The following is a 19,094-nucleotide window of genomic DNA, read 5'->3' on the forward strand; positions in this document are numbered from 1 at the left end:
TCAACCTACTAGCGATCGCCCCATCCTTTCCTGTTGAAGGCTATTTGTCTCTGGCATTAGTAACCAAAAGCAGGCGAGGGCAACAGAGGCGATCGCTGCTAAAGTGAGGAAACCTGCATTGTACCCTGCCTCTTGTACTACAAAACCTGTCAGCAAATTACTCAGGGAAGCGCCAATCCCTACAGCAGTACTAATTGCCCCTTGAGTCAGGTTAAAACGACCAGTCCCTTTAGTTAAATCTGCAACTATTAACACAGATACTACTCCAAAGATACCAGCGCCAATTCCATCTAAAATTTGTACGGAGACGAGAAAAAAGGGATTGTCGCTAAAAGTGTAGAGTACGCCCCGAATTGGCAAAATCGCAAAGCCTAACAAGAAGACTGGTTTGCGTCCTGCGTGGGCTAAACTTCCCGCCCAAGTTGACACGGGGATCATCACCAACTGCGCCACAATGATGCAAGCTGACATGTACAGGGAAGCCCCTGTAGCCTTACCATGTGCAAGTCTTTGTCCGACAAGGGGTAACATTGCAGCGTTAGCAAAGTGAAATAGCACGGCAGAAACGGCAAATATGAGGATGCGACGATCGCTTAAGATTTGACCGATGCCAGAAATATGCGATCGCTTTTCCTGCCCCTCTCCATCTTGCCCATCTTTTGCAGCCCGTGCCAAGTCGGGATCGATGTCTCGATTGCGGATTTGGAGTACGGAGATCGCACTCGCGATCGCCGTGACTGCGACAAGAACAAAGATTCCTTCTCTAGCAACGAAATGACCGATAGTACCCGCTAAAGCTGCCGCAGCCACATTTCCGGCATGATTGAAAGCCTCGTTGCGACCGATGCGACGGTCTAGTTTGTTATATCCGACTATCCCTAACGTAATTGCTGCTATAGCTGGAGGAAAAATTGCTGCTGCTACACCAATTAAAGCCTGAGCTGAAACTACTGTCGGTAAGGTTGGCGACAGTATCATGCCGATGCAACCTACCGCAACTAGCGCCGCTGCCACCACAACTAACAACCGTTTTTGTCGCAGGCGATCGACCACAGCCCCCGCTGGGGTTTGGGCAATTACTGTAGCAATTCCCATAGCAGACATGGCAATCCCGATATTGGCTGGACTCCATTTATGGGAAGCTTGCAAGTAGATTGCTAAATAAGGTCCGACTCCATCCCGCACGTCAGCAAGGAAGAAATTGAGCCAATCGAGCGATTTCAAACTTTTTTTCGGCGATCTAAGAGAGTTTTTAGACATAGAATCACAGTCCCTTTCTCAGTAGAAAAAAGGACTAAGTTATTTGTTAAGATAGATTACAGACTAAAACAAACGACTAAACTCAAGAATCTACTTTAAGATAGAAACTTGTAGCAACTTTGTCTATTTCATAAATAGAAAAGAAGAGAATTTGCGACTCAACTTCAGCAGCTCTAAAGCTTTCAATACAAGTAATAGATGTGTTTCTAGTAGTAAGGTGAATTTTTGCACTACGTTTGAAGTTTACCAATACAATAGGAAAACTATATATAAATACATCCTCTCTATTTATAAGTTTTATTCCTATAAGTTCGGATGAATGAAACTGTCGCCGTGCCATTAAAAATTCTTGTGATTCGATCGAGACAAGTTGTTAGAAAATACTCTTAATCGATCTCCCAAGGAGTTTTTATGGAGATAGGCGATTTTCTCAAAAATATTCCTGGCTTTCCGCAAGACCGCCGCGATGATGATGGCGATCGCACATCCAGAAGGCGCGATGATGACGACGATGACGATCGCAGGTACAAAGACGACGATCGCGAGTATAGAAGGCGCGACGATGATGACGATGACGATCGCAGATATAGAAGCCGTAAACGCGATGACGATGATGATGATGACGATGATGATGACTAAAACCGTCGTCTTGAGTTTGAGCTAGATTGCAGCACCATTTTTGCTTAGAATGAACCAAGTAAGGCTTCGTTTGGCGTTAGCTTCTCAGTTAGCGCCATTTTTGTCGCTCTAAACTATTGCATATCTAATTTTGCACTATGCAATTAACCAGCATCAGATATACTGTGTCTCAGCTTTTTGACTTTTGACTTTATAATGCAAGATCGACTTCGCGCCCATGTATTCGTTTCTGGTAGAGTTCAAGGAGTAGGCTACCGAATGTCAACGGCTGAGATGGCTGCTGAGATGGGGTTACATGGCTGGGTGCGAAACTTACCTGACGGACGAGTGGAAGCCGTATTTGAAGGAACGAGAGAATTAGTAGAAGAGGCGATCGCGTGGTGTCGCCAGGGAAACCCGCCTGCTGTTGTTAAAGACGTGGCGGTTGAGTACGAAACACCAGAAGGATTACGCAATTTTGAGATCCGGCGTTGATTTGGCAAGTGGAGGCAGCCGTGCGCTACTGTTTAGGTTTATGACAGACAATGACAGCGATGTGGAAATCGCGATCGCTCCTGGTGTAGTCTTTTTTTAGACCATCTAGAACGCTTAAGGGAGTTTTTCTCCCAAATTGTTTCGTCTGCCTCTATTTAGAAAATACTATACTGAATATTGGTTTTATCTGTAGTCGTTCTTCAAAATAGGTAATTTTTACTATGCACGATCGTATTGCCGATATCCGCATTGATAATTCACATATCTTAATTACCCCGAAAGAATTAAAAACAAAATTACCCTTGACGGAAAAAGCAGAAAAAACTGTCCTCCGCTTTCGGAAAGAATTAGAAAATATATTAGATGGTATAGATAATAGAAAGTTTATTGTAGTTGGTCCCTGTTCTATTCACGATGTTGCAGCAGCAGAAGAGTATGCAGGGAAATTAAAAAATTTAGCAGATAAAGTTCAAGATAAATTACTGCTGATCATGCGCGTGTATTTTGAAAAACCTCGCACGACAGTAGGATGGAAAGGGTTAATTAACGACCCCGATATGGATGATTCTTTCCATATTGAAAAAGGTTTGCATTTAGCCCGGAGCTTATCATTAAAGCTAGCAGAAATGGGTATTCCTGCGGCAACAGAAGCACTCGATCCAATCGTACCGCAGTATATCAGCGAACTCATGTCTTGGGCGGCGATCGGGGCGAGAACAACTGAATCTCAGACTCACCGAGAAATTGCCAGCGGGCTATCAATGCCAGTAGGATTTAAGAATGGGACTGATGGGGGGATTCAAGTTGCTCTCAATGCCCTCCATGCAGCAAGTACGCCACACAATTTTCTGGGGATCGATCAAAGAGGACGAGTGAGCGTTTTCAAAACAAAAGGAAATGCTTACGGTCATATTATTTTACGGGGTGGTGGTGGCAAACCTAATTACGAAATTGCCCATGTTAAGAAAGTAGAAGAAAAGTTAAAAGAGGCAGGTTTACCACCACGAATTGTCATCGATTGCAGTCACGGTAACTCGAACAAAAACTACAAATTACAAACTGTGGCTTTGAACGACGCGATCGAGCAAATTGTAGAAGGAAATACATCAATTCTAGGAATGATGTTAGAATCTCATTTGTATGAGGGTCATCAGTCAATTCCTTGCGATTTGTCAAAATTGAAATATGGTATCTCAGTGACAGATCAGTGTATCGGTTGGGCAGAAACTGAGGAAATTATTTTGGCAGCTTATGAGAAATTGAGTAAGGAAGCGATCGCGGTGGGTGGTTGAGATCCCCCCAACCCCCCTTAAAAAAGGGGGGCTAGATCTCCCTTTAATCCCCTAATAAATGTAGAGACGTTACATGTAACGTCTCTACAGTGAAATTACCGATCGCTTCCTCACCAACTAACAGTTATATTCAGAGTCAAAAAATTGCTGAACAACAATGAATGACTCTGAATCTGGGCAACATATTCGCGCTACCTTACAAAAAATCTGGGGATATGCAGATTTTCGTCCACCCCAAGGGGAAATTATTCGTAGTATATTGTCAGGGCAAGATGCTTTGATAATTATGCCTACAGGTGGAGGTAAGTCAATTTGTTTTCAACTTCCAGCGCTACTACAAACAGGGTTAACTATAGTTGTTTCTCCTCTAGTAGCGTTGATAGAAAACCAAGTTAAAGAATTGCGCGATCGCCATCTTCCAGCTGCTTTATTACACAGTGAGTTACCAAAGGATAGTCGTTTTGAAACTCTACAACAATTAGAACGGCAACAGTTAAAACTACTTTATTTATCGCCAGAAACTTTACTCAGTAAACCGATTTGGGAAAGGCTATCTCAACCACAATTAAAAATTGATAGTCTAATTTTAGATGAAGCTCACTGTTTATCTCAATGGGGCGATACATTTCGTCCAGCTTATCGCCGTTTAGGTACAGTGCGATCGGCTTTACTTCAGTCTAAACCAGTTGGAGCAAAAATTGCGATCGCGGCTTTTACAGCAACAGCAGATCCGACAACTCAGCAAACAATTCAGCAAGTCTTACAACTACAACAACCAGCTATTTTTCGTCAAAATCCCTACCGTTCCAATCTCCAGCTTCAGGTAAAAATAGTTTGGACACCAAGAGGACGGAAACAACAATTAGAGAAATTTATTCAGTCACAACAGGGGGAAGCTGGGTTAGTTTACGTGCGTACGCGCCGCGATAGCGAAAGTTTAGCAGAATGGTTAATGCAACAAGGATATACTACTGCGGCTTATCATGCAGGTTTGAGTCCAGCAGAACGTCGTAGAATTGAAGCTAGCTGGTTGAATGGAGAAATGCAATTTGTTGTTTGTACTAGCGCGTTCGGTATGGGGATTAATAAACCTAACGTGAGATGGGTGATACATTTCCACTCTCCCTTATTATTATCAGAATACGTACAGGAAGTTGGACGTGCTGGCAGAGATGGAAAACCGAGTATTGCATTGACGTTAATTAGCGAACCTACAGGATGGCTAGATCCAGAAGATAAGCAGCGTCAGCAGTTTTTTGAAAATAAAATGCGATCGCAATATTTATCAGCACAGCAATTAGCAAAAAAACTTTCAGTGAAGGGAGAAGTAGAAGCTGTAGCACGCAAATTTTCTGATGGTGCGATTGCGTTATCTCTCCTCCACAGTGCCAATTTGTTAGATTGGCAAGATCCATTTCATTACACGATCCGTCAACCAATTAAACTAAAGCCACCTAAACAATTTCTTGCCGTACAGCAGATGAGTCAGTATCTTACAACGAAACAGTGTCGCTGGCAGTATTTGTTAAAATGTTTTGGTTTCAGTCAAGAATTACCATCTTCAGGTTGCGGACATTGCGATCGATGCAAAAAACAATAATTATGTAGATAGATTATGGTAAACAATCCAGAACAATTTGCCAGCGATAACTACTCTGGAATTTGCCCAGAAGCCTTAGAATATATGCTGAAAGCGAATGCAGGAAGTTCGCCTGCATATGGTAACGATGAATGGACGCAAAAAGCCTCAGATTATTTTCGGCAAATCTTTGAAACTGACTGCGAAGTATTCTTCGTCTTTAACGGCACGGCTGCTAATTCACTCTCTCTAGCTGCACTTTGTCAGTCTTACCACAGTGTCATTTGTCACGAAGTCGCACATATTGAAACCGATGAATGCGGCGCGCCAGAATTTGCTTCTAATGGTTCTAAGTTATTACTAGCAAAAGGCGAAGTGGGTAAGCTAAACCCAGCGTCAGTAGAAGCGATTGTCAGCAAACGTGCAGATATTCACTTTCCCAAACCTAAAGTTATTAGCTTGACACAAGCTACAGAATTAGGAACTTTATATTCTATCGACGAACTTTTAGCAATTAAAGCAGTTGCCCAAAAATACAACTTAAAAATCCACATGGATGGCGCACGCTTTGCCAATGCTGTCGTCGCAATGAATAAAACTCCAGCAGAAATTACCTGGAAAAGTGGGGTTGATGTCTTGTGTTTTTGCGGAACGAAGAACGGTACGGCAATGGGTGAAGCAATTATCTTCTTTAATAAAAGCTTAGCAGAAGACTTTGCCTATCGCTGCAAGCAAGCGGGACAATTAGCATCAAAAATGCGATTTATTTCCGCACCTTGGCTGGGTTTATTAGAAACAGGTGCTTGGTTAAGAAATGCGCGTCACGCTAATGAATGTGCGGAATATTTAGAAAATCAACTTTTAAACATTGAAGGTGTAGAAATTCTATTTCCCAGGCAAGTTAATGGTGTCTTCGTGCAGTTATCAGAACATACTATTAATCAATTACGTGCTAAAAACTGGCAATTCTACACTTTTATCGGTGCTGGTGGTGTAAGATTTATGTGTTCTTGGGGAACGACTAAAGAAAGAATTGATGAGTTGGTTGCGGATATTAAAACGTCGATCGCCTGATGTAGAGACGTTACATGTAACGTCTCTACAGATATAAATTACCCCATTAAAATCACGCGGTTAATTACATGAATCACGCCGTTATCAGCTTCAATATCTGGTGCTAATACTGTGGCATTTTTGACTTCAAAGCCATCAGTACAATTAATCGGAATTGGCGAACCTTCCACCGAAATGACAGAATCGACTTTTGCTAAGTCAGCTTGCATCAACTTACCAGAAACAACATGGAAAGTTAAAATTCTTGCTAATTGAGGAATGTTTTGTAGTAAGGTTTGAATAGTTCCAGGTGGTAGTTGTGCAAATGCTTCGTCGTTAGGTGCAAACACCGTGAAGGGACCAGGACTTTTGAGGGTGTCTACTAACCCTGCTGCTTGTACTGCCGCTACTAAAGTATTGAAAGAACCCGCACCAACAGCAATATCGACAATGTCAGCCATGTATCTTACCTAGAGTATAAAAAAATGCTCGTATAGCAATTACCAATTACGAACATATCATAGGTAGGGACGCATAACCGTCCGCTCCTATAAGATATATATTATTCAAATGATAGAATTGACTCTACTATTATTCATTACTCAACTGCTTGGTTTTCACTTGTCGCCAACGCATAAAAACCCCATAATTGGGACTGAATAAAAAAGCTAAGGCAAATAATCCCGAAACAACTAAAACGATCGCGGGACCGGATGGTAAGTTAAAAAAGTAACTGAGATACATGCCGCTAATACTAGAAACAATCCCAATCGCCGCACCTAAAATCATCACTTGATGCAAGCGAGTGACTAGTAAATAAGCTGTTGCCCCAGGTGTAATGAGGAGGGATAATACTAAAATCACGCCTACTGCTTTCATGCTGGCGACAATTGTTAAAGCAATTAACAACATCAAACCAAAATTTAGCTGATTCACTGGTAAGCCAGCAGCTTGAGCGCCTAGCGGATCGAAAGTGTAAAATAGGAGTTCTTTGTATAAGAGGAAAACAACAATTAATACTACAGTGGCAATAATTGCCGTATCGCGGACATCATCAAATGTCACGCCGAGAATATTGCCAAATAAAAAGTGATTCAGATCGATTTTATTTTGCTTCTGAATTGTCGTGATTAAGGTAATTCCCAAGGCGAAAAAAGCTGAAAATACTATTCCCATCGCTGCATCTTCTTTAATTGGCGATCGCGTGCGTATCCAAGCAATCAGCAGCGTACTAATTACCCCAGCAATAAACGCCCCAACAAAAATATTTGCCCCAACTAAAAAGGCGATCGCGAGTCCTGGCAGGACAGAGTGACTGATGGCATCTCCCAACAAAGCTAAGCGTTGTACCATCAAGTAACTGCCGACGACAGCACACAATAAACCAACAAGAATCGCCACAATCAGCGATCGCTGCATGAATCCATACTGCAACGGCTCAATGAGTGCCTCAAGCATCAAGCAGCAGTTCCACTAAAATACATCACCTTACCACTGTAGGCGCGATAAAGATTATCTTCAGTTAACACTGAAACGCGATCGCCTGTAGCAATTATCTCGCGATTGAGCAAAATCAAATCGTCAAAGTGCTGAATCGATTCTCCCAAGTCATGATTCACAACTAATACGATTTTTCTAGCTTGGGCTAATTCGTGGAAAACATCAAAAATTACAGTTTGGGTTTTTTGGTCAATTCCTACTAATGGTTCGTCAAAGCAAAAGATTTCGGCTTCTTGAGTCAAAGCCCGTGCTAAAAATACCCGTTGCTGTTGTCCTCCCGATAGCTGTCCGATGGGACGATTTTTATATGCGTCCATTCCCACCCGTTCTAATGCAGATTGGGCGACTTTACGACTGACAGTAGAAAAACGCTGAAATAAACCCGTTTTCTTGACTCTGCCCATCATCACCACATCCCACACCGTAGCAGGATAAGTCCAGTCAATTTGCGATCGCTGGGGAACGTATGCAACTTTTTCCAACTGCTGCACCAAAGGCTTTCCCTGATAAAGCACGTTACCACTAGACAGAGGAACCAGTCCCAACATTGCTTTGATCAGAGTACTTTTACCCGCACCATTTGGACCAAAAACTCCGGTCAGCCTTCCAGGTCGCACCGTACAGTTAACATCGCGTAGTGCTTCCTGCGTGCGGTACTGCACCCCTAAATGGCTGATATTAATATTTGCGGCGCTGGCGATATTCATATCCATTTTCTGTACGTTCGCAGCAGTTGGCACAAACCCATGAGTATTTATTCTGGGCTGGAGTTTCAAATTAAAAGTTTTCATAACACTAACTTTTTTTGTCTACTTTGAGCATACTGTAAAAATGAAAAGAATATGAAAACATCTATAAAAGGAAATAATGTTGATGATAAGCGGGCGTAATGATAAGGGAGTCGGGAGTCGGGAATCGGGAGTCGGGGGAAGAGGGCTGAGAGGGACAAGGGAGACAAGGGAGACAAGGGGGACAAGGGAGACAAGGGAGACAAGGGAGACAAGGGGGACAAGGGAGACAAGGAAGACAAGGGAGACAAGGGAGACAAGGGGGACAAGGGAGAAAAATTACTTCCGACTTACGACTTACGACTTACGACTTCTCCTTTGTTTGTTGCCTCTTGCCCTTCTATCTAGTTGTAGCCAACCAGATGCAAGCCGCACCTCTCCGGGGACAGAAAAGCCGCAAGTCGTGGCGACTAGCACCATCATTAACGATTTGGCAGAACGGCTAGGAGGAGAAGAAATTCAACTGCGGGGAATTTTGAAGCCAGGGGACGATCCCCACGTTTACGAACCAGTCCCAGCCGATAGTCAGGCATTGGAAGATGCGGACTTGATTTTGTATAACGGCTACAATTTGGAGCCAGGACTAATTAAGCTGATGAATGCAGCAGGATTGAAAGGGCGTAAATTGGCTGTAGGGGAAGTTGTGAAACCTTTACAGCTAGATAAAGGCAAAGGGGAAATTGTCCCCGATCCTCATGTTTGGGGCGATGTGGAAAATTCAATTCAAATGGTGAACCGAATTCGCGACGCTTTGATTGAATTGTCACCGGAAGATAAAGAGAAGTTTACCCAAAATGCCGCACAACTGATCGCCCAGTTGCAGGAATTAGATACTTGGATGACTCGGCAAATTCAAACCATCCCCATAGAACGACGAAAATTAGTTACGACGCACGATGCATTTCAATACTTCGGTCGCGCCTATGGAATGGCGATCGCCGGGACTCTAATTGGGATCAGTACGGAAGAACAACCCAGCGCCCAAACTATCCAAAAATTAGTCGAAGCTGTGAAAAAAGCTGGAGTTCCCGCTATCTTTGCCGAGACCACAATTAACCCTGCTTTAATTACTACTGTTGCTCAGGAAGCGGGAGTCAAATTAGCACCGCGCCAACTCTACTCTGACTCGATCGGCGCTGCTGGTAGTAATGGAGATTCGTATATCAAAATGATGGTAGCAAATACGCAAACGATTGTAGAAGCACTGGGAGGAAAATATCAGCCATTTGAGGAGGGTAGGTAATCTATGTATCAAGATACTGCGATCGCCAAAAATATTCCTTCTACCTGGCATGGCAATTTAGATATCGTGTATGCTCTGCGCAACGGTAAGACACAACCAATAAGCGATCGCGTTCAAGCACCGTTAAAAGTGCAGCGTCCGTTTTACCCAGAAGGAGACATATGCCATACTGCTATCTTGCACACGGCTGGGGGAATTGTGGGGGGCGATTGCCTTTCCATTAACCTGCAACTCCAACCGCGATCGCAAGCTTTAGTCACGACAACAGCAGCGAGTAAAATTTATCGCAGCAACGGCTTACAAGCTAGACAAATAGTCGAGATTCAGATTGATGAAGGTGCTTGTTTGGAGTGGTTGCCCCAAGAAACAATTGTCTTTAACGGCGCAAATTATCGTCAAGACTTGCGCGTAGAACTAGCCCCAGGTGCTAGCTGGTTGGGTTGGGAAATTACCAGATTTGGACGCAGCGCTAGAGGCGAAAGATTTTTACAAGGAGAATGGCGATCGTATACCGAAGTCTGGCAACAAGGACAACCTTTATGGATCGACCGACAATGGTTGCCAGGAGAAGAAGCAATTCTCAACAGTCCCCACGGTTTAGCCGGACATTCTATTGTCGCCAGCCTTACCTGGATCGGATGCGAAGTCTCACCGGAGTTAGTAACAAAGTGTAGAGACGTTACATGTAACGTCTCTACAACCATACCAATTACTAATTATGGAGTCACTCGCCTTCCACATGGATTATTATGTCGCTACCGTGGCTCTAGTTCAATTGAGGTGCGAAACTGGTTTACATCTGTGTGGCAGTTACTACGCTTATCATTATTAGACAGGTCTAGCTGTTTACCTAGAGTTTGGCAACAATAAAAAGGACACTCAATGCAACTTACGCCGCAGGAAAAGGATAAACTACTCATCTTCACCGCTGCTTTGGTAGCAGAACGCCGTAAAACTAGAGGACTAAAACTAAACTATCCAGAGGCAGTGGCGTATATTTCTGCCGCTATTCTAGAAGGGGCGCGAGAAGGACGTACTGTCGCCGAGTTGATGAGTTTTGGCGCAACTCTCCTGATGCGAGATGAAGTCATGGAAGGAGTACCGGAGATGTTGCATGAAGTCCAGATAGAGGCAACATTCCCTGATGGAACGAAATTAGTTACCGTCCACAACCCGATTCGTTAGTTAGAAATGGGTGGAAGAATAGCTTTACACTTCGTAATTTTTTCTAAACTGAGAAGAGTAGAGGTATTTAAACGCTCGAATTATGATTTTGCGCCCTCACGACCGGATCAAGTTAGACGATACCAACGACCAGCAGTTCTATTCTTTTCCGCGATTTGTCACCCATGTAGACGATAATTTTATTCAACAACTGACTCAGTTATATCGAGAACGCCTCAAACCCCACACCCGAATTTTCGACATGATGAGTAGCTGGGTGTCCCACCTTCCAGAGGAAATGGAGTTTGCTCATGTAGAGGGACACGGGATGAATGAAGAGGAACTAGCCCGTAATCCTCGATTGCATCATTATTTCGTGCAAAATTTGAATCAGAATCCTAAATTTCCGCTACCAGACCAAGATTTCGACGCAGTATTGAATACTGTTTCGATACAATACTTGCAGTATCCAGAAGCAGTGTTTAACGAGATTCATCGGATTCTGAAACCGGGCGGAATTGTTATCATCAGCTTTTCCAACCGCATGTTTTACCAAAAAGCAATTCAAGCTTGGCGCGATGGAACGGAGTCGAGCCGGGTAGAATTAGTCAAACAGTATTTTCAAGCCATACCAGGATTCTCCGAACCCGAAGTTATTACCCATCAGTCCGGCACTAATAATTTCATTCAGTGGTTGGGTGTCGGTGTGAAAGATCCGTTTTACGCTGTCATTGCCCAACGCATCTAAAATCTTCCGAAACTAAAGCAAGCGATCGCCAGAATAAATGATAAGTGTAAAGCATCGAGCAGGAGGCGTTATGTTTTTTCGTCAAGGGCGTAAAATTTTAGTGGCGTTAATGCTGTCATTGTTACTATTTACTACAGCATGTACGGCTACAGAAACTCCAGGGCGGTTTGACCAAGCACAACAGGTCAGCAATCGGCAAAAAAGCGGTCAAGCAGTAGTCAAAGAAGCGACTCAAGGCAGCGAGTTCAATCGATTTTTCCCAGCTGCGAGCGGTGAATTTCAACGAGTTTATACCCAAGAGAAAAAAGGTTTTGCTGAGGCAAAATTGAAAAGAGGTGGTAAAGATCTGGCAATGCTGTCTATTTCTGATACTACAAGCTTGCCCACTGCCGCAGCAAAATTTAAGACGAGTACAAAACAAATTAACGGTTATCCCGCCGTAGAAGTTGGTACGACACAAACAGCAGTATTAGTCGGCGATCGCTATCAAGTTAAAGTTTTATCTCGCGATCCATCCTTTACAGCTAGCGATCGCGAAGCGTGGTTAAAGAAATTCAACCTCAATGGACTCTCAAAATTGCAATAAATGTCGATAGTTAATTGTTAATTGTTAATTGTACTTTTCTCTTAACCATTGACTATTAACTATTAGCGTATAAGGAGAATATTGTGAGCAAGTCAATTATTCAATTAGTGGACGAACTTCCCACTAATAATCTAACCGTTTCCATGCTGCGATCGCTCGATTTTGTGATTCCCGGGCAGTGGAATAATTTAGTTGGTTTTGAAAATACAATTCGTACCGTTACAGGCGAAACTGACGAAAGTATCATTCAACAAGTTGGCGAACGGGCTATCTATCTCTACAACGATCGCTCTCAAGGATATCAGAGGGCGATGTGGTTATATCAAACTGTAGATAGAACCGATAAAGCCTTGGGTGCAGCAGCTTTTGCGAATAAGGTAGGGGAAAAAATTCCGCTTTTGGGTTTCTTAAATAAAGTCACTCCTAAAGCTGATAAAGCTCAAACTATCGACCTAACTTTAAAATTAGTCGTCGAGTTGCTAGCTTTTTGTCAAATTAATGGTATTCCTGGCGATAGTATTGGTGATTTCGTTACTTCCCTGGCAGATTACAGTGGTGAATCCTTGATGCGCATGGTAGCCTTAGTTTGCGTCGATGGATTGATTCCTTTTGGTTCTGATTTTATCCAAAAGGCTTTAGCAACTTTAGATAAAACGAGTCCCCAAGAATTAGAGCAAAGCTCTACTTTCCAAAATATTAATAGCGACATTCCAGGAAATAATTCCGCCAGTAAGTTGAACTTTATCGGTGAAAGTTTCAACTCTGTCACGGGTTGGATGAACGATTTAGTTGTTTCTCGTGGGTTGACACCGCAGAAAGTCGTGAGCAATCTACAAGGTTTTATGGAAGTTGCTGACGATAAATTAGACTACCTTGCTGCTTTTCTCGATGTCTCGACCAATTATTACGAACATACAGGAACCCAAACATTAGCACGACGGTTAATTGAAAGAGCAGTAGCAGAAATATAAGTCCTGTACAGGTGTTTGTAGAGGCGTACGCATAGCGTCTCTACATTCTCAGCTTTTTCCACAGAATATTGCTAGCAAAATCACTCTGTAGGGGGATTGCTTTTTAGCAATCTATCCTCTACATTCTCCTATCAATAAGCCTTGCTTGTATTTGCTATATCAAATTATACCAAACTAAAGCTAGTAGTAAATAATATGGAAGAAACATTTGAACTAACGGAATTACAACCTGAAGATTTAGAAACAATTAAGGTTGACTCTTTAGCAGATCTAGATAGTTTAATAGCAGAAAAATTCAACCTTTTCGTGCGTCCCTATTCTACAGACATCAGAGCTGCATTAGAATTAGTGGCTTGGGATTTAGAAAATTCAGATGCACCTCACTTTGAGTTATTTCGAGTTGAGGAACATTCCTTACCAGGATTACCTTTTGTTGCTAGCTTTATCCCAAATGGTGTTTGGGGTTACGGTGAAACTGCGCCTCTAGCAATTTGTCAAGCAGCACTATTTCGGCATAAACAAATTAAGTTCGAGCTATTAGTTAATTCGTACGGTAGCGAACGAGCTTGAAAAATTGTTGAGGATTGTTATAAAGTGGCGGTACGCTTGTCAGGCTGTTTAAATGTCCGATCTTCCTCACAACTTCCAAACCGACACACTCGCTAAAATTTTGCCAGTAGATGCGCTGACAGTACGTTTGTACGATCGCGCTGATGAACTTACCACAGACGCAGCTAAAATTACGCAACGCTATTTACAAAACTTACTGACGCAGCAAGAGACTGCTAGGGTAATATTAGCAACTGGCAATTCTCAAATTGAATTTCTCTCAAAATTGGTAAATTTAGGTGAGATAGACTGGTCACGAATTGTCTTTTTCCATCTGGATGAATACTTAGGAATTGATGCTAACCATCCGGCGAGTTTTCGGCGTTACTTGTGCGAAAGAGTCGAAGAGAAAGTTCATCCAGCAGCATTTCACTATATTGATGGCGATACCGTACAACCGCTAGCAGAATGCGATCGCTATACTAAGTTATTATTGTCTCAGCCTATCGATCTATGTTGTTTGGGAATGGGAGGCAACGGACACTTAGCTTTTAACGAACCATCAGTAGCAGATTTTCAAGATCCTGACTATATAAAACTTGTAAAGTTAGAATTATCTACTCGTCAGCAACAAGTTAACCAAGGTTATTTTAATAATATTGCAGCCGTACCGCAATACGCTTTTACATTAACAATTCCAGCAATTTGTTTAGCACACAAGATATTTTGTTTTGCTCTTGGGAAACATAAAGCTCAAGCAGTACAGCAGTCTTTAGAAGGTGCGATCGCTACGAGTTGTCCTGCTACTATACTTAGAAGTCAAGCTCAGGCAACATTGTTTTTAGATGCGGATTCAGCAAGCCTTTTGGGAAAGTCAAAAGTTAAAAGTTAAAAGTTAAAAACTTAAGTTTTAGTTTTTTTGTCGCGCCAAGACGCAGAGGCGCAAAGAAGAAGGCTAAGAGTTTATCTCAATATTACTAAACCATTGTGTTATTCCTTGGGCGATCGCGCTGGCTAGTTGTTGTTGTGCTTGCGGGTTGACGATCCATTCAAATTCGTGGGGGTTAATCATGAAGCCTAACTCTAATAAGATTGTTGGGGCTGAAGCGGGACGAGTTAAAGCGAGATTGTTCCAGTACAGTCCGTAGTCTGGGCGGTTCAGTTTTTGGACTAAATAACTATGTAAAAAACTGGCGAGATCGTGTGCTTGGGGATGATACCAAAAGGCAGCTAATCCTTGCGTTTTCATGGCATCACCTGCATCTGGTAGAGCATTGTAATGTAGAGAAATTGCGATCGCGGGTTCAATTTTATCGATTATGTCTACTCGATCTGGTAACGATAAATCTACGTCTTCCTCCCGCGTCAGGTAAACTTCCGCGCCTCGTTTTTCTAGCTGTTCCCGAACTAATTTAGAGATTAATAAATTGATATCTTTTTCAGGATAACCCGTTGGTCCTAATGCCCCAGTTTCCTTCCCTCCATGTCCGGGATCGAGGAGAATTTTGATTCCAGAAAGAGGAGAGTCGGTAGGGGCGCACTGCTGTGCGCCCGTACAGGGGAGTCGGGAGTCGGAAACTTGGAATTTTGAATTTTGAATTTTGAATTTTGAATTTTGAATTTTAGGAGAATGACGCAGTGTCAACACCAAACTCGTTCCTTCGTAGCGCAATTTATAACCCCATTGCTGTTGGGATTTGAGGTTAAAAATATATTCCAAGCGATTGGGTGTGACTTGCTGCCAATCGAGGCGAGAGATTGTGGGATCGTCGTCGAGGCGGATTGTATCTGTTTGAGCGGTGGTATTATATAGAGTTAGTGTTAAGGTGCGATCGCCCTGCTGTATGCTTACGGGTACGGGGACTTGTAGCGGAAATACGATTTCTGTTGCCCCAGGTACGCGACGGGCGCTGACACTCCGAATGAGCGATCGCGGTGGGATTGCTCCTGGTATAGTTCTGGTTTCCTTACTATTAATCCAACCGCCATAATCTAAGCGCAGCCATTCTCCTTCTTTCCCTGTAACTGCTGCCCGCGTACCCTTGGGTAAAGGTGTGAGGCGAGAGTAGTCGGTACTCGCACCAGTTCGCGCTACTCCCTCATTTGCCGTGACTTCGACGACTTCTAAATTTGCAGGTGAGAGAACTGTAACTTTACCTGGACTTGGTTGAGTCACGGTTTGACCGTTTAATATTAGTTGAAACTGTGGTTGAATTCCAGAACTAGGAGTGAAACCGCTAGTAATAGTATTATTGCCATCTACGAAATTCCCTAATTCTGGTAGAGTGGTACAACCTTGATATTGCCCAGATGTTAATTGTCGAGTTGGCTGATTTCGTCCGGTTAAAAGTGCAGAGTTAGCAGGCAGTTGGACTTGTTGTATTTGAGGGAAAAGGCGAATGTTATCTTTGCCTAATTGAACGGAAACTGTAGATTGAGGAGGTGCGATCGCGCTAAAACAAACCAGTTCCCCTGGCATTCTGGCAATATCGACATTAGGAGTCAAGGAATCTTTACCAAATGCCAATCCTACAGGTGGTACGGGGGTTGTATCTTGTCGCTGTACCTTTAGTTGCACCTGTCGATCTTGATATTGCAATATAAAAGTATTCTCCCCGACTCGCAAGGGAAAACTAGGGGCAAAATGTCCGGCGCGACTGCGTTCTATCGGTTTACCGTTAACCAAAACTTTACCCGTTGGCGGCGCTGTTCCTACCAAAAAGATGCGATCGGCTACTGTTTGATGGTTAGCAGGGGGATACACTACTGATAGTTGCTGTTCTGCCCCAACTGGACGTACCATAAGCAGGACAAAGATAGTTCCGAGAAAGAATAATCCGAAAAGTTTTTTCACGCCAAAATAGGAGAATAGGGTATCGTAGGGGCGGGTTTACCTAGAATACCTGTTATCTAATAAGTATGCTTAATAAATCCGCCTGTACAGGAGTGGGGAGTCGGGGATTTTGACTTTCAACTTTTGACTTTTAACTTCTCCCTTCCCCCTCAAGAATATGTCACAATTATCGGGGTGAATGGCTGGAAGTTGCCCAAGATTAAGAAAAACTACTATGACTAAATTTGTGTTTGTGACTGGTGGCGTAGTCTCCAGCATTGGTAAGGGTATTGTAGCGGCAAGCTTGGGACGGCTGCTCAAATCGCGAGATTATTCAGTTTCTATTCTCAAACTCGACCCCTATATTAATGTCGATCCAGGTACGATGAGTCCCTTTCAACATGGGGAAGTTTTTGTCACCGAAGATGGCGCGGAAACAGATCTAGACTTAGGACACTACGAACGCTTTACTGATACTTCCATGTCGCGCCTCAATAGCGTCACGACTGGTTCAATTTATCAGGCAGTAATTAATAAAGAACGGCGTGGTGATTACATGGGGGGAACAGTACAAGTCATTCCCCACATTACGAATGAAATTAAAGAAAGGATTCAGCGCGTTGCCAAAAATACGAATCCCGATGTCGTCATTACCGAAATTGGCGGTACGGTGGGAGACATCGAATCGCTACCATTTCTCGAAGCAATTCGCCAGTTTCGTAAGGATGTAGGGCGACAAAACGTCTTGTACATGCACGTTACCCTCGTTCCCTGGATTCCTTCGGCTGGGGAAATGAAAACCAAACCGACACAACATTCTGTTAAAGAGTTGCGGTCGATCGGGATTCAACCAGATATTTTAGTCTGTCGCAGCGATCGCCCCCTACCCGACGGTCTAAAAGCAAAAATGGCTGAATTTTGTGACGTATCTGTTGAATGCGTCATTAGCTGTCAAGATGCCAGCAGTATCTATGAAGTCCCCTTAACTTTAGAAACAGAAGGGCTGGCACAGCAAACCATAGAATTGCTGCAACTCGGACAACGCCAGCCCGATCTCTCGCAATGGCAAACTATAGTACAACGACAAGCCAACCCCACTCACCAAGTTGAAGTTGCCATTGTTGGTAAGTACGTGCGTTTAAACGATGCTTATCTATCGGTAGTAGAAGCTTTGCGCCATGCAGCGATCGCGACAAATGGCGAATTACACCTGCGTTGGATCAACTCGGAAGATTTAGAAATAGAAGGGGCAGACGCTTTACTGCAGGGCGTTCATGGTATCGTCGTCCCTGGAGGCTTCGGCGTGCGCGGTGTAGATGGCAAAATTGCCGCTGTAGAATACGCCCGCGAACATCAAATTCCGTTCCTCGGTTTGTGTTTGGGAATGCAATGTTCTGTAATTGAATGGGCGCGTCATGTTGCACGTTTGGAAGATGCCCACAGCGCAGAGTTTGCCCCTAATTGTCAATATCCCGTAATAAATCTTTTGCCAGAACAGCAAGATGTCGTCGATTTAGGTGGAACCATGCGGCTAGGGTTATATCCTTGCAGTCTCACACCCAATACCCTAGCGCACGCACTGTATCAAAAGCCCCTAATTTACGAACGCCATCGCCATCGCTACGAATTTAACAACGCCTACCGCAACCTATTTTTGGAGTCGGGATACGTCATTAGTGGCACTTCCCCCGATGGACGCTTGGTAGAAATTATCGAACTACCCAGCCATCCATTTTTCATTGCCTGCCAATTTCACCCAGAGTTTCAATCTCGCCCTAGTACGCCCCATCCTTTATTTAAGGGGTTTATTGAGGCGATCGCTCGACGATCGCAACCAGAGGCGATTGCGCCAACTCCAGTAGAAGTATCATAGAGCGGTTAGTAGAGACGTTATATGTAACGTCTCTCCAAGTGGACATTATCTAGGCATTAAACGCCGTCGTGGGGAAATTCCTGGGTTGATTACCGCAGCCATCTCTTCAGGAGTTAACTTGCTAATTTGAGCATCCAATTCAGCAACTGTGAATTTGTATCCTCGTTCAGATGCAATCTGAATGAAAGCTTCTGGTTCAGTTGTAGCCTTAAGTCTAGCTTGCAATGCGTCGTCTTGCAGTACGGCTTTAAAAAAGCGGGCAGCATGTTCTTGGGTCATATAAATCTCCTGCTGTTAAAGAGGAATTAAATCTAGTGACTCATTAGCGAAGTTTGACAAAGTTAACTCCACTCCCCACCCAAACTGCGATCAAATGAGATCGCACCTAATTTCGCAAAGATTTTGTCTAGCTGCTCCTGTATCTGTGAGCATAGACCCTTTTCTGAAAAAAATTCATCAAATCTTGATATAAATTAAAGTTTTTGGTAACAATGTAAACAGAAATTAGTAATGGGTAGTTGGTAACGGGTAGTTGGTAGTTG

General features: G+C 43.3%; 21 protein-coding genes. 14 read left to right on the top strand and 7 right to left on the bottom strand.

All coding sequences use genetic code 11. The annotated features are described in order from the left end of the window. A complete protein-coding gene (locus tag DSM107010_RS07185) occupies window positions 1-1,260 on the bottom strand; it encodes an MFS transporter (protein WP_106166525.1) in 1,260 nt (419 codons plus the stop codon). 82 nt (window positions 1,261-1,342) lie between these two features. Beyond that, window positions 1,343-1,600 carry a hypothetical protein gene (locus tag DSM107010_RS07190; protein ID WP_106166526.1) on the bottom strand — a complete coding sequence of 86 codons (258 nt, stop codon included), beginning with the start codon at window positions 1,598-1,600 and terminating at the stop codon, window positions 1,343-1,345. A 71-nt stretch (window positions 1,601-1,671) separates the two neighbouring features. Here DSM107010_RS07190 and DSM107010_RS38220 point away from each other — a divergent pair, with 71 nt between their 5' ends. From DSM107010_RS38220 to DSM107010_RS07210, 5 genes are all read left to right on the top strand, one after another. Then, the gene (locus DSM107010_RS38220) at window positions 1,672-1,899 is read left to right on the top strand and encodes a hypothetical protein (protein WP_015156617.1); all 228 of its coding nucleotides are present in this window, start codon (window positions 1,672-1,674) and stop codon (window positions 1,897-1,899) included. 195 nt (window positions 1,900-2,094) lie between these two features. Continuing rightward, complete coding sequence (locus DSM107010_RS07195) at window positions 2,095-2,373, top strand: acylphosphatase (RefSeq protein ID WP_015156618.1); 279 nt, start codon at window positions 2,095-2,097, stop codon at window positions 2,371-2,373. A 221-nt stretch (window positions 2,374-2,594) separates the two neighbouring features. Continuing rightward, window positions 2,595-3,665: a 3-deoxy-7-phosphoheptulonate synthase gene (locus DSM107010_RS07200; RefSeq protein WP_127022663.1), complete on the top strand. Its 1,071-nt coding sequence runs from the start codon at window positions 2,595-2,597 to the stop codon at window positions 3,663-3,665. 157 nt (window positions 3,666-3,822) lie between these two features. Next, entirely contained in the window at window positions 3,823-5,265 is a 1,443-nt protein-coding gene (locus DSM107010_RS07205) for a RecQ family ATP-dependent DNA helicase (RefSeq protein WP_106166528.1), read from the top strand. Between the two features lie 15 nt (window positions 5,266-5,280). Beyond that, on the top strand, window positions 5,281-6,318 hold the full coding sequence (locus DSM107010_RS07210) for a threonine aldolase family protein (protein ID WP_106166529.1): 1,038 nt from the start codon (window positions 5,281-5,283) through the stop codon (window positions 6,316-6,318). A 38-nt stretch (window positions 6,319-6,356) separates the two neighbouring features. Here DSM107010_RS07210 and DSM107010_RS07215 read toward each other — a convergent pair whose 3' ends face one another. The 3 genes from DSM107010_RS07215 to DSM107010_RS07225 all read right to left on the bottom strand — a co-directional run bounded on the left by DSM107010_RS07215 (window position 6,357) and on the right by DSM107010_RS07225 (window position 8,510). Next, on the bottom strand, window positions 6,357-6,758 hold the full coding sequence (locus DSM107010_RS07215) for a fasciclin domain-containing protein (protein WP_015156623.1): 402 nt from the start codon (window positions 6,756-6,758) through the stop codon (window positions 6,357-6,359). A gap of 130 nt (window positions 6,759-6,888) precedes the next feature. Next, window positions 6,889-7,755: a metal ABC transporter permease gene (locus DSM107010_RS07220; protein ID WP_015156624.1), complete on the bottom strand. Its 867-nt coding sequence runs from the start codon at window positions 7,753-7,755 to the stop codon at window positions 6,889-6,891. Beyond that, on the bottom strand, window positions 7,755-8,510 hold the full coding sequence (locus DSM107010_RS07225) for a metal ABC transporter ATP-binding protein (protein ID WP_106166535.1): 756 nt from the start codon (window positions 8,508-8,510) through the stop codon (window positions 7,755-7,757). The genes DSM107010_RS07220 and DSM107010_RS07225 overlap by 1 nt, the downstream gene beginning before the upstream one ends. Before the next feature lie 160 nt (window positions 8,511-8,670). Here DSM107010_RS07225 and DSM107010_RS07230 point away from each other — a divergent pair, with 160 nt between their 5' ends. The 8 genes from DSM107010_RS07230 to DSM107010_RS07265 all read left to right on the top strand — a co-directional run bounded on the left by DSM107010_RS07230 (window position 8,671) and on the right by DSM107010_RS07265 (window position 14,738). After that, window positions 8,671-9,828, top strand: a complete 1,158-nt coding sequence (locus DSM107010_RS07230) for a metal ABC transporter substrate-binding protein (RefSeq protein WP_106166536.1) — start codon at window positions 8,671-8,673, stop codon at window positions 9,826-9,828. A gap of 3 nt (window positions 9,829-9,831) precedes the next feature. Beyond that, window positions 9,832-10,698, top strand: coding sequence for an urease accessory protein UreD (locus tag DSM107010_RS07235; RefSeq protein WP_106166530.1), 867 nt, complete (start codon window positions 9,832-9,834; stop codon window positions 10,696-10,698). 12 nt (window positions 10,699-10,710) lie between these two features. Beyond that, complete coding sequence (gene ureA / locus DSM107010_RS07240; protein WP_015156628.1) at window positions 10,711-11,013, top strand: urease subunit gamma; 303 nt, start codon at window positions 10,711-10,713, stop codon at window positions 11,011-11,013. A gap of 82 nt (window positions 11,014-11,095) precedes the next feature. After that, window positions 11,096-11,740, top strand: a complete 645-nt coding sequence (locus DSM107010_RS07245; protein WP_015156629.1) for a class I SAM-dependent methyltransferase — start codon at window positions 11,096-11,098, stop codon at window positions 11,738-11,740. 70 nt (window positions 11,741-11,810) lie between these two features. Beyond that, window positions 11,811-12,326 (top strand): hypothetical protein, encoded by a 516-nt coding sequence (locus DSM107010_RS07250; protein WP_015156630.1) that lies wholly within the window; start codon window positions 11,811-11,813, stop codon window positions 12,324-12,326. 83 nt (window positions 12,327-12,409) lie between these two features. Beyond that, the gene (locus tag DSM107010_RS07255) at window positions 12,410-13,297 is read left to right on the top strand and encodes a hypothetical protein (protein ID WP_106166531.1); all 888 of its coding nucleotides are present in this window, start codon (window positions 12,410-12,412) and stop codon (window positions 13,295-13,297) included. A gap of 195 nt (window positions 13,298-13,492) precedes the next feature. Then, the gene (locus DSM107010_RS07260; RefSeq protein ID WP_106166532.1) at window positions 13,493-13,867 is read left to right on the top strand and encodes a hypothetical protein; all 375 of its coding nucleotides are present in this window, start codon (window positions 13,493-13,495) and stop codon (window positions 13,865-13,867) included. Between the two features lie 52 nt (window positions 13,868-13,919). Next, window positions 13,920-14,738 carry a glucosamine-6-phosphate deaminase gene (locus tag DSM107010_RS07265; protein ID WP_106166533.1) on the top strand — a complete coding sequence of 273 codons (819 nt, stop codon included), beginning with the start codon at window positions 13,920-13,922 and terminating at the stop codon, window positions 14,736-14,738. Window positions 14,739-14,801: 63 nt separating this feature from the next. Here the strand turns inward: DSM107010_RS07265 and DSM107010_RS07270 are convergent, their stop codons facing one another. Continuing rightward, window positions 14,802-16,649, bottom strand: coding sequence for an N-acetylmuramoyl-L-alanine amidase (locus DSM107010_RS07270; RefSeq protein WP_199755431.1), 1,848 nt, complete (start codon window positions 16,647-16,649; stop codon window positions 14,802-14,804). 265 nt (window positions 16,650-16,914) lie between these two features. Between DSM107010_RS07270 and DSM107010_RS07275 the strand changes: the two genes are divergently transcribed. After that, window positions 16,915-18,552 (top strand): CTP synthase, encoded by a 1,638-nt coding sequence (locus tag DSM107010_RS07275; RefSeq protein ID WP_015156635.1) that lies wholly within the window; start codon window positions 16,915-16,917, stop codon window positions 18,550-18,552. 45 nt (window positions 18,553-18,597) lie between these two features. On the opposite strand, the gene DSM107010_RS07280 is transcribed toward DSM107010_RS07275, so the two are convergent. Then, entirely contained in the window at window positions 18,598-18,831 is a 234-nt protein-coding gene (locus tag DSM107010_RS07280) for a Nif11-like leader peptide family natural product precursor (protein ID WP_015156636.1), read from the bottom strand. Between the last annotated feature and the right edge of the window lie 263 nt (window positions 18,832-19,094).

The organism is Chroococcidiopsis cubana SAG 39.79 (assembly GCF_003991895.1).
In the GTDB taxonomy this organism is placed as follows: Bacteria; Cyanobacteriota; Cyanobacteriia; order Cyanobacteriales; family Chroococcidiopsidaceae; genus Chroococcidiopsis; species Chroococcidiopsis thermalis.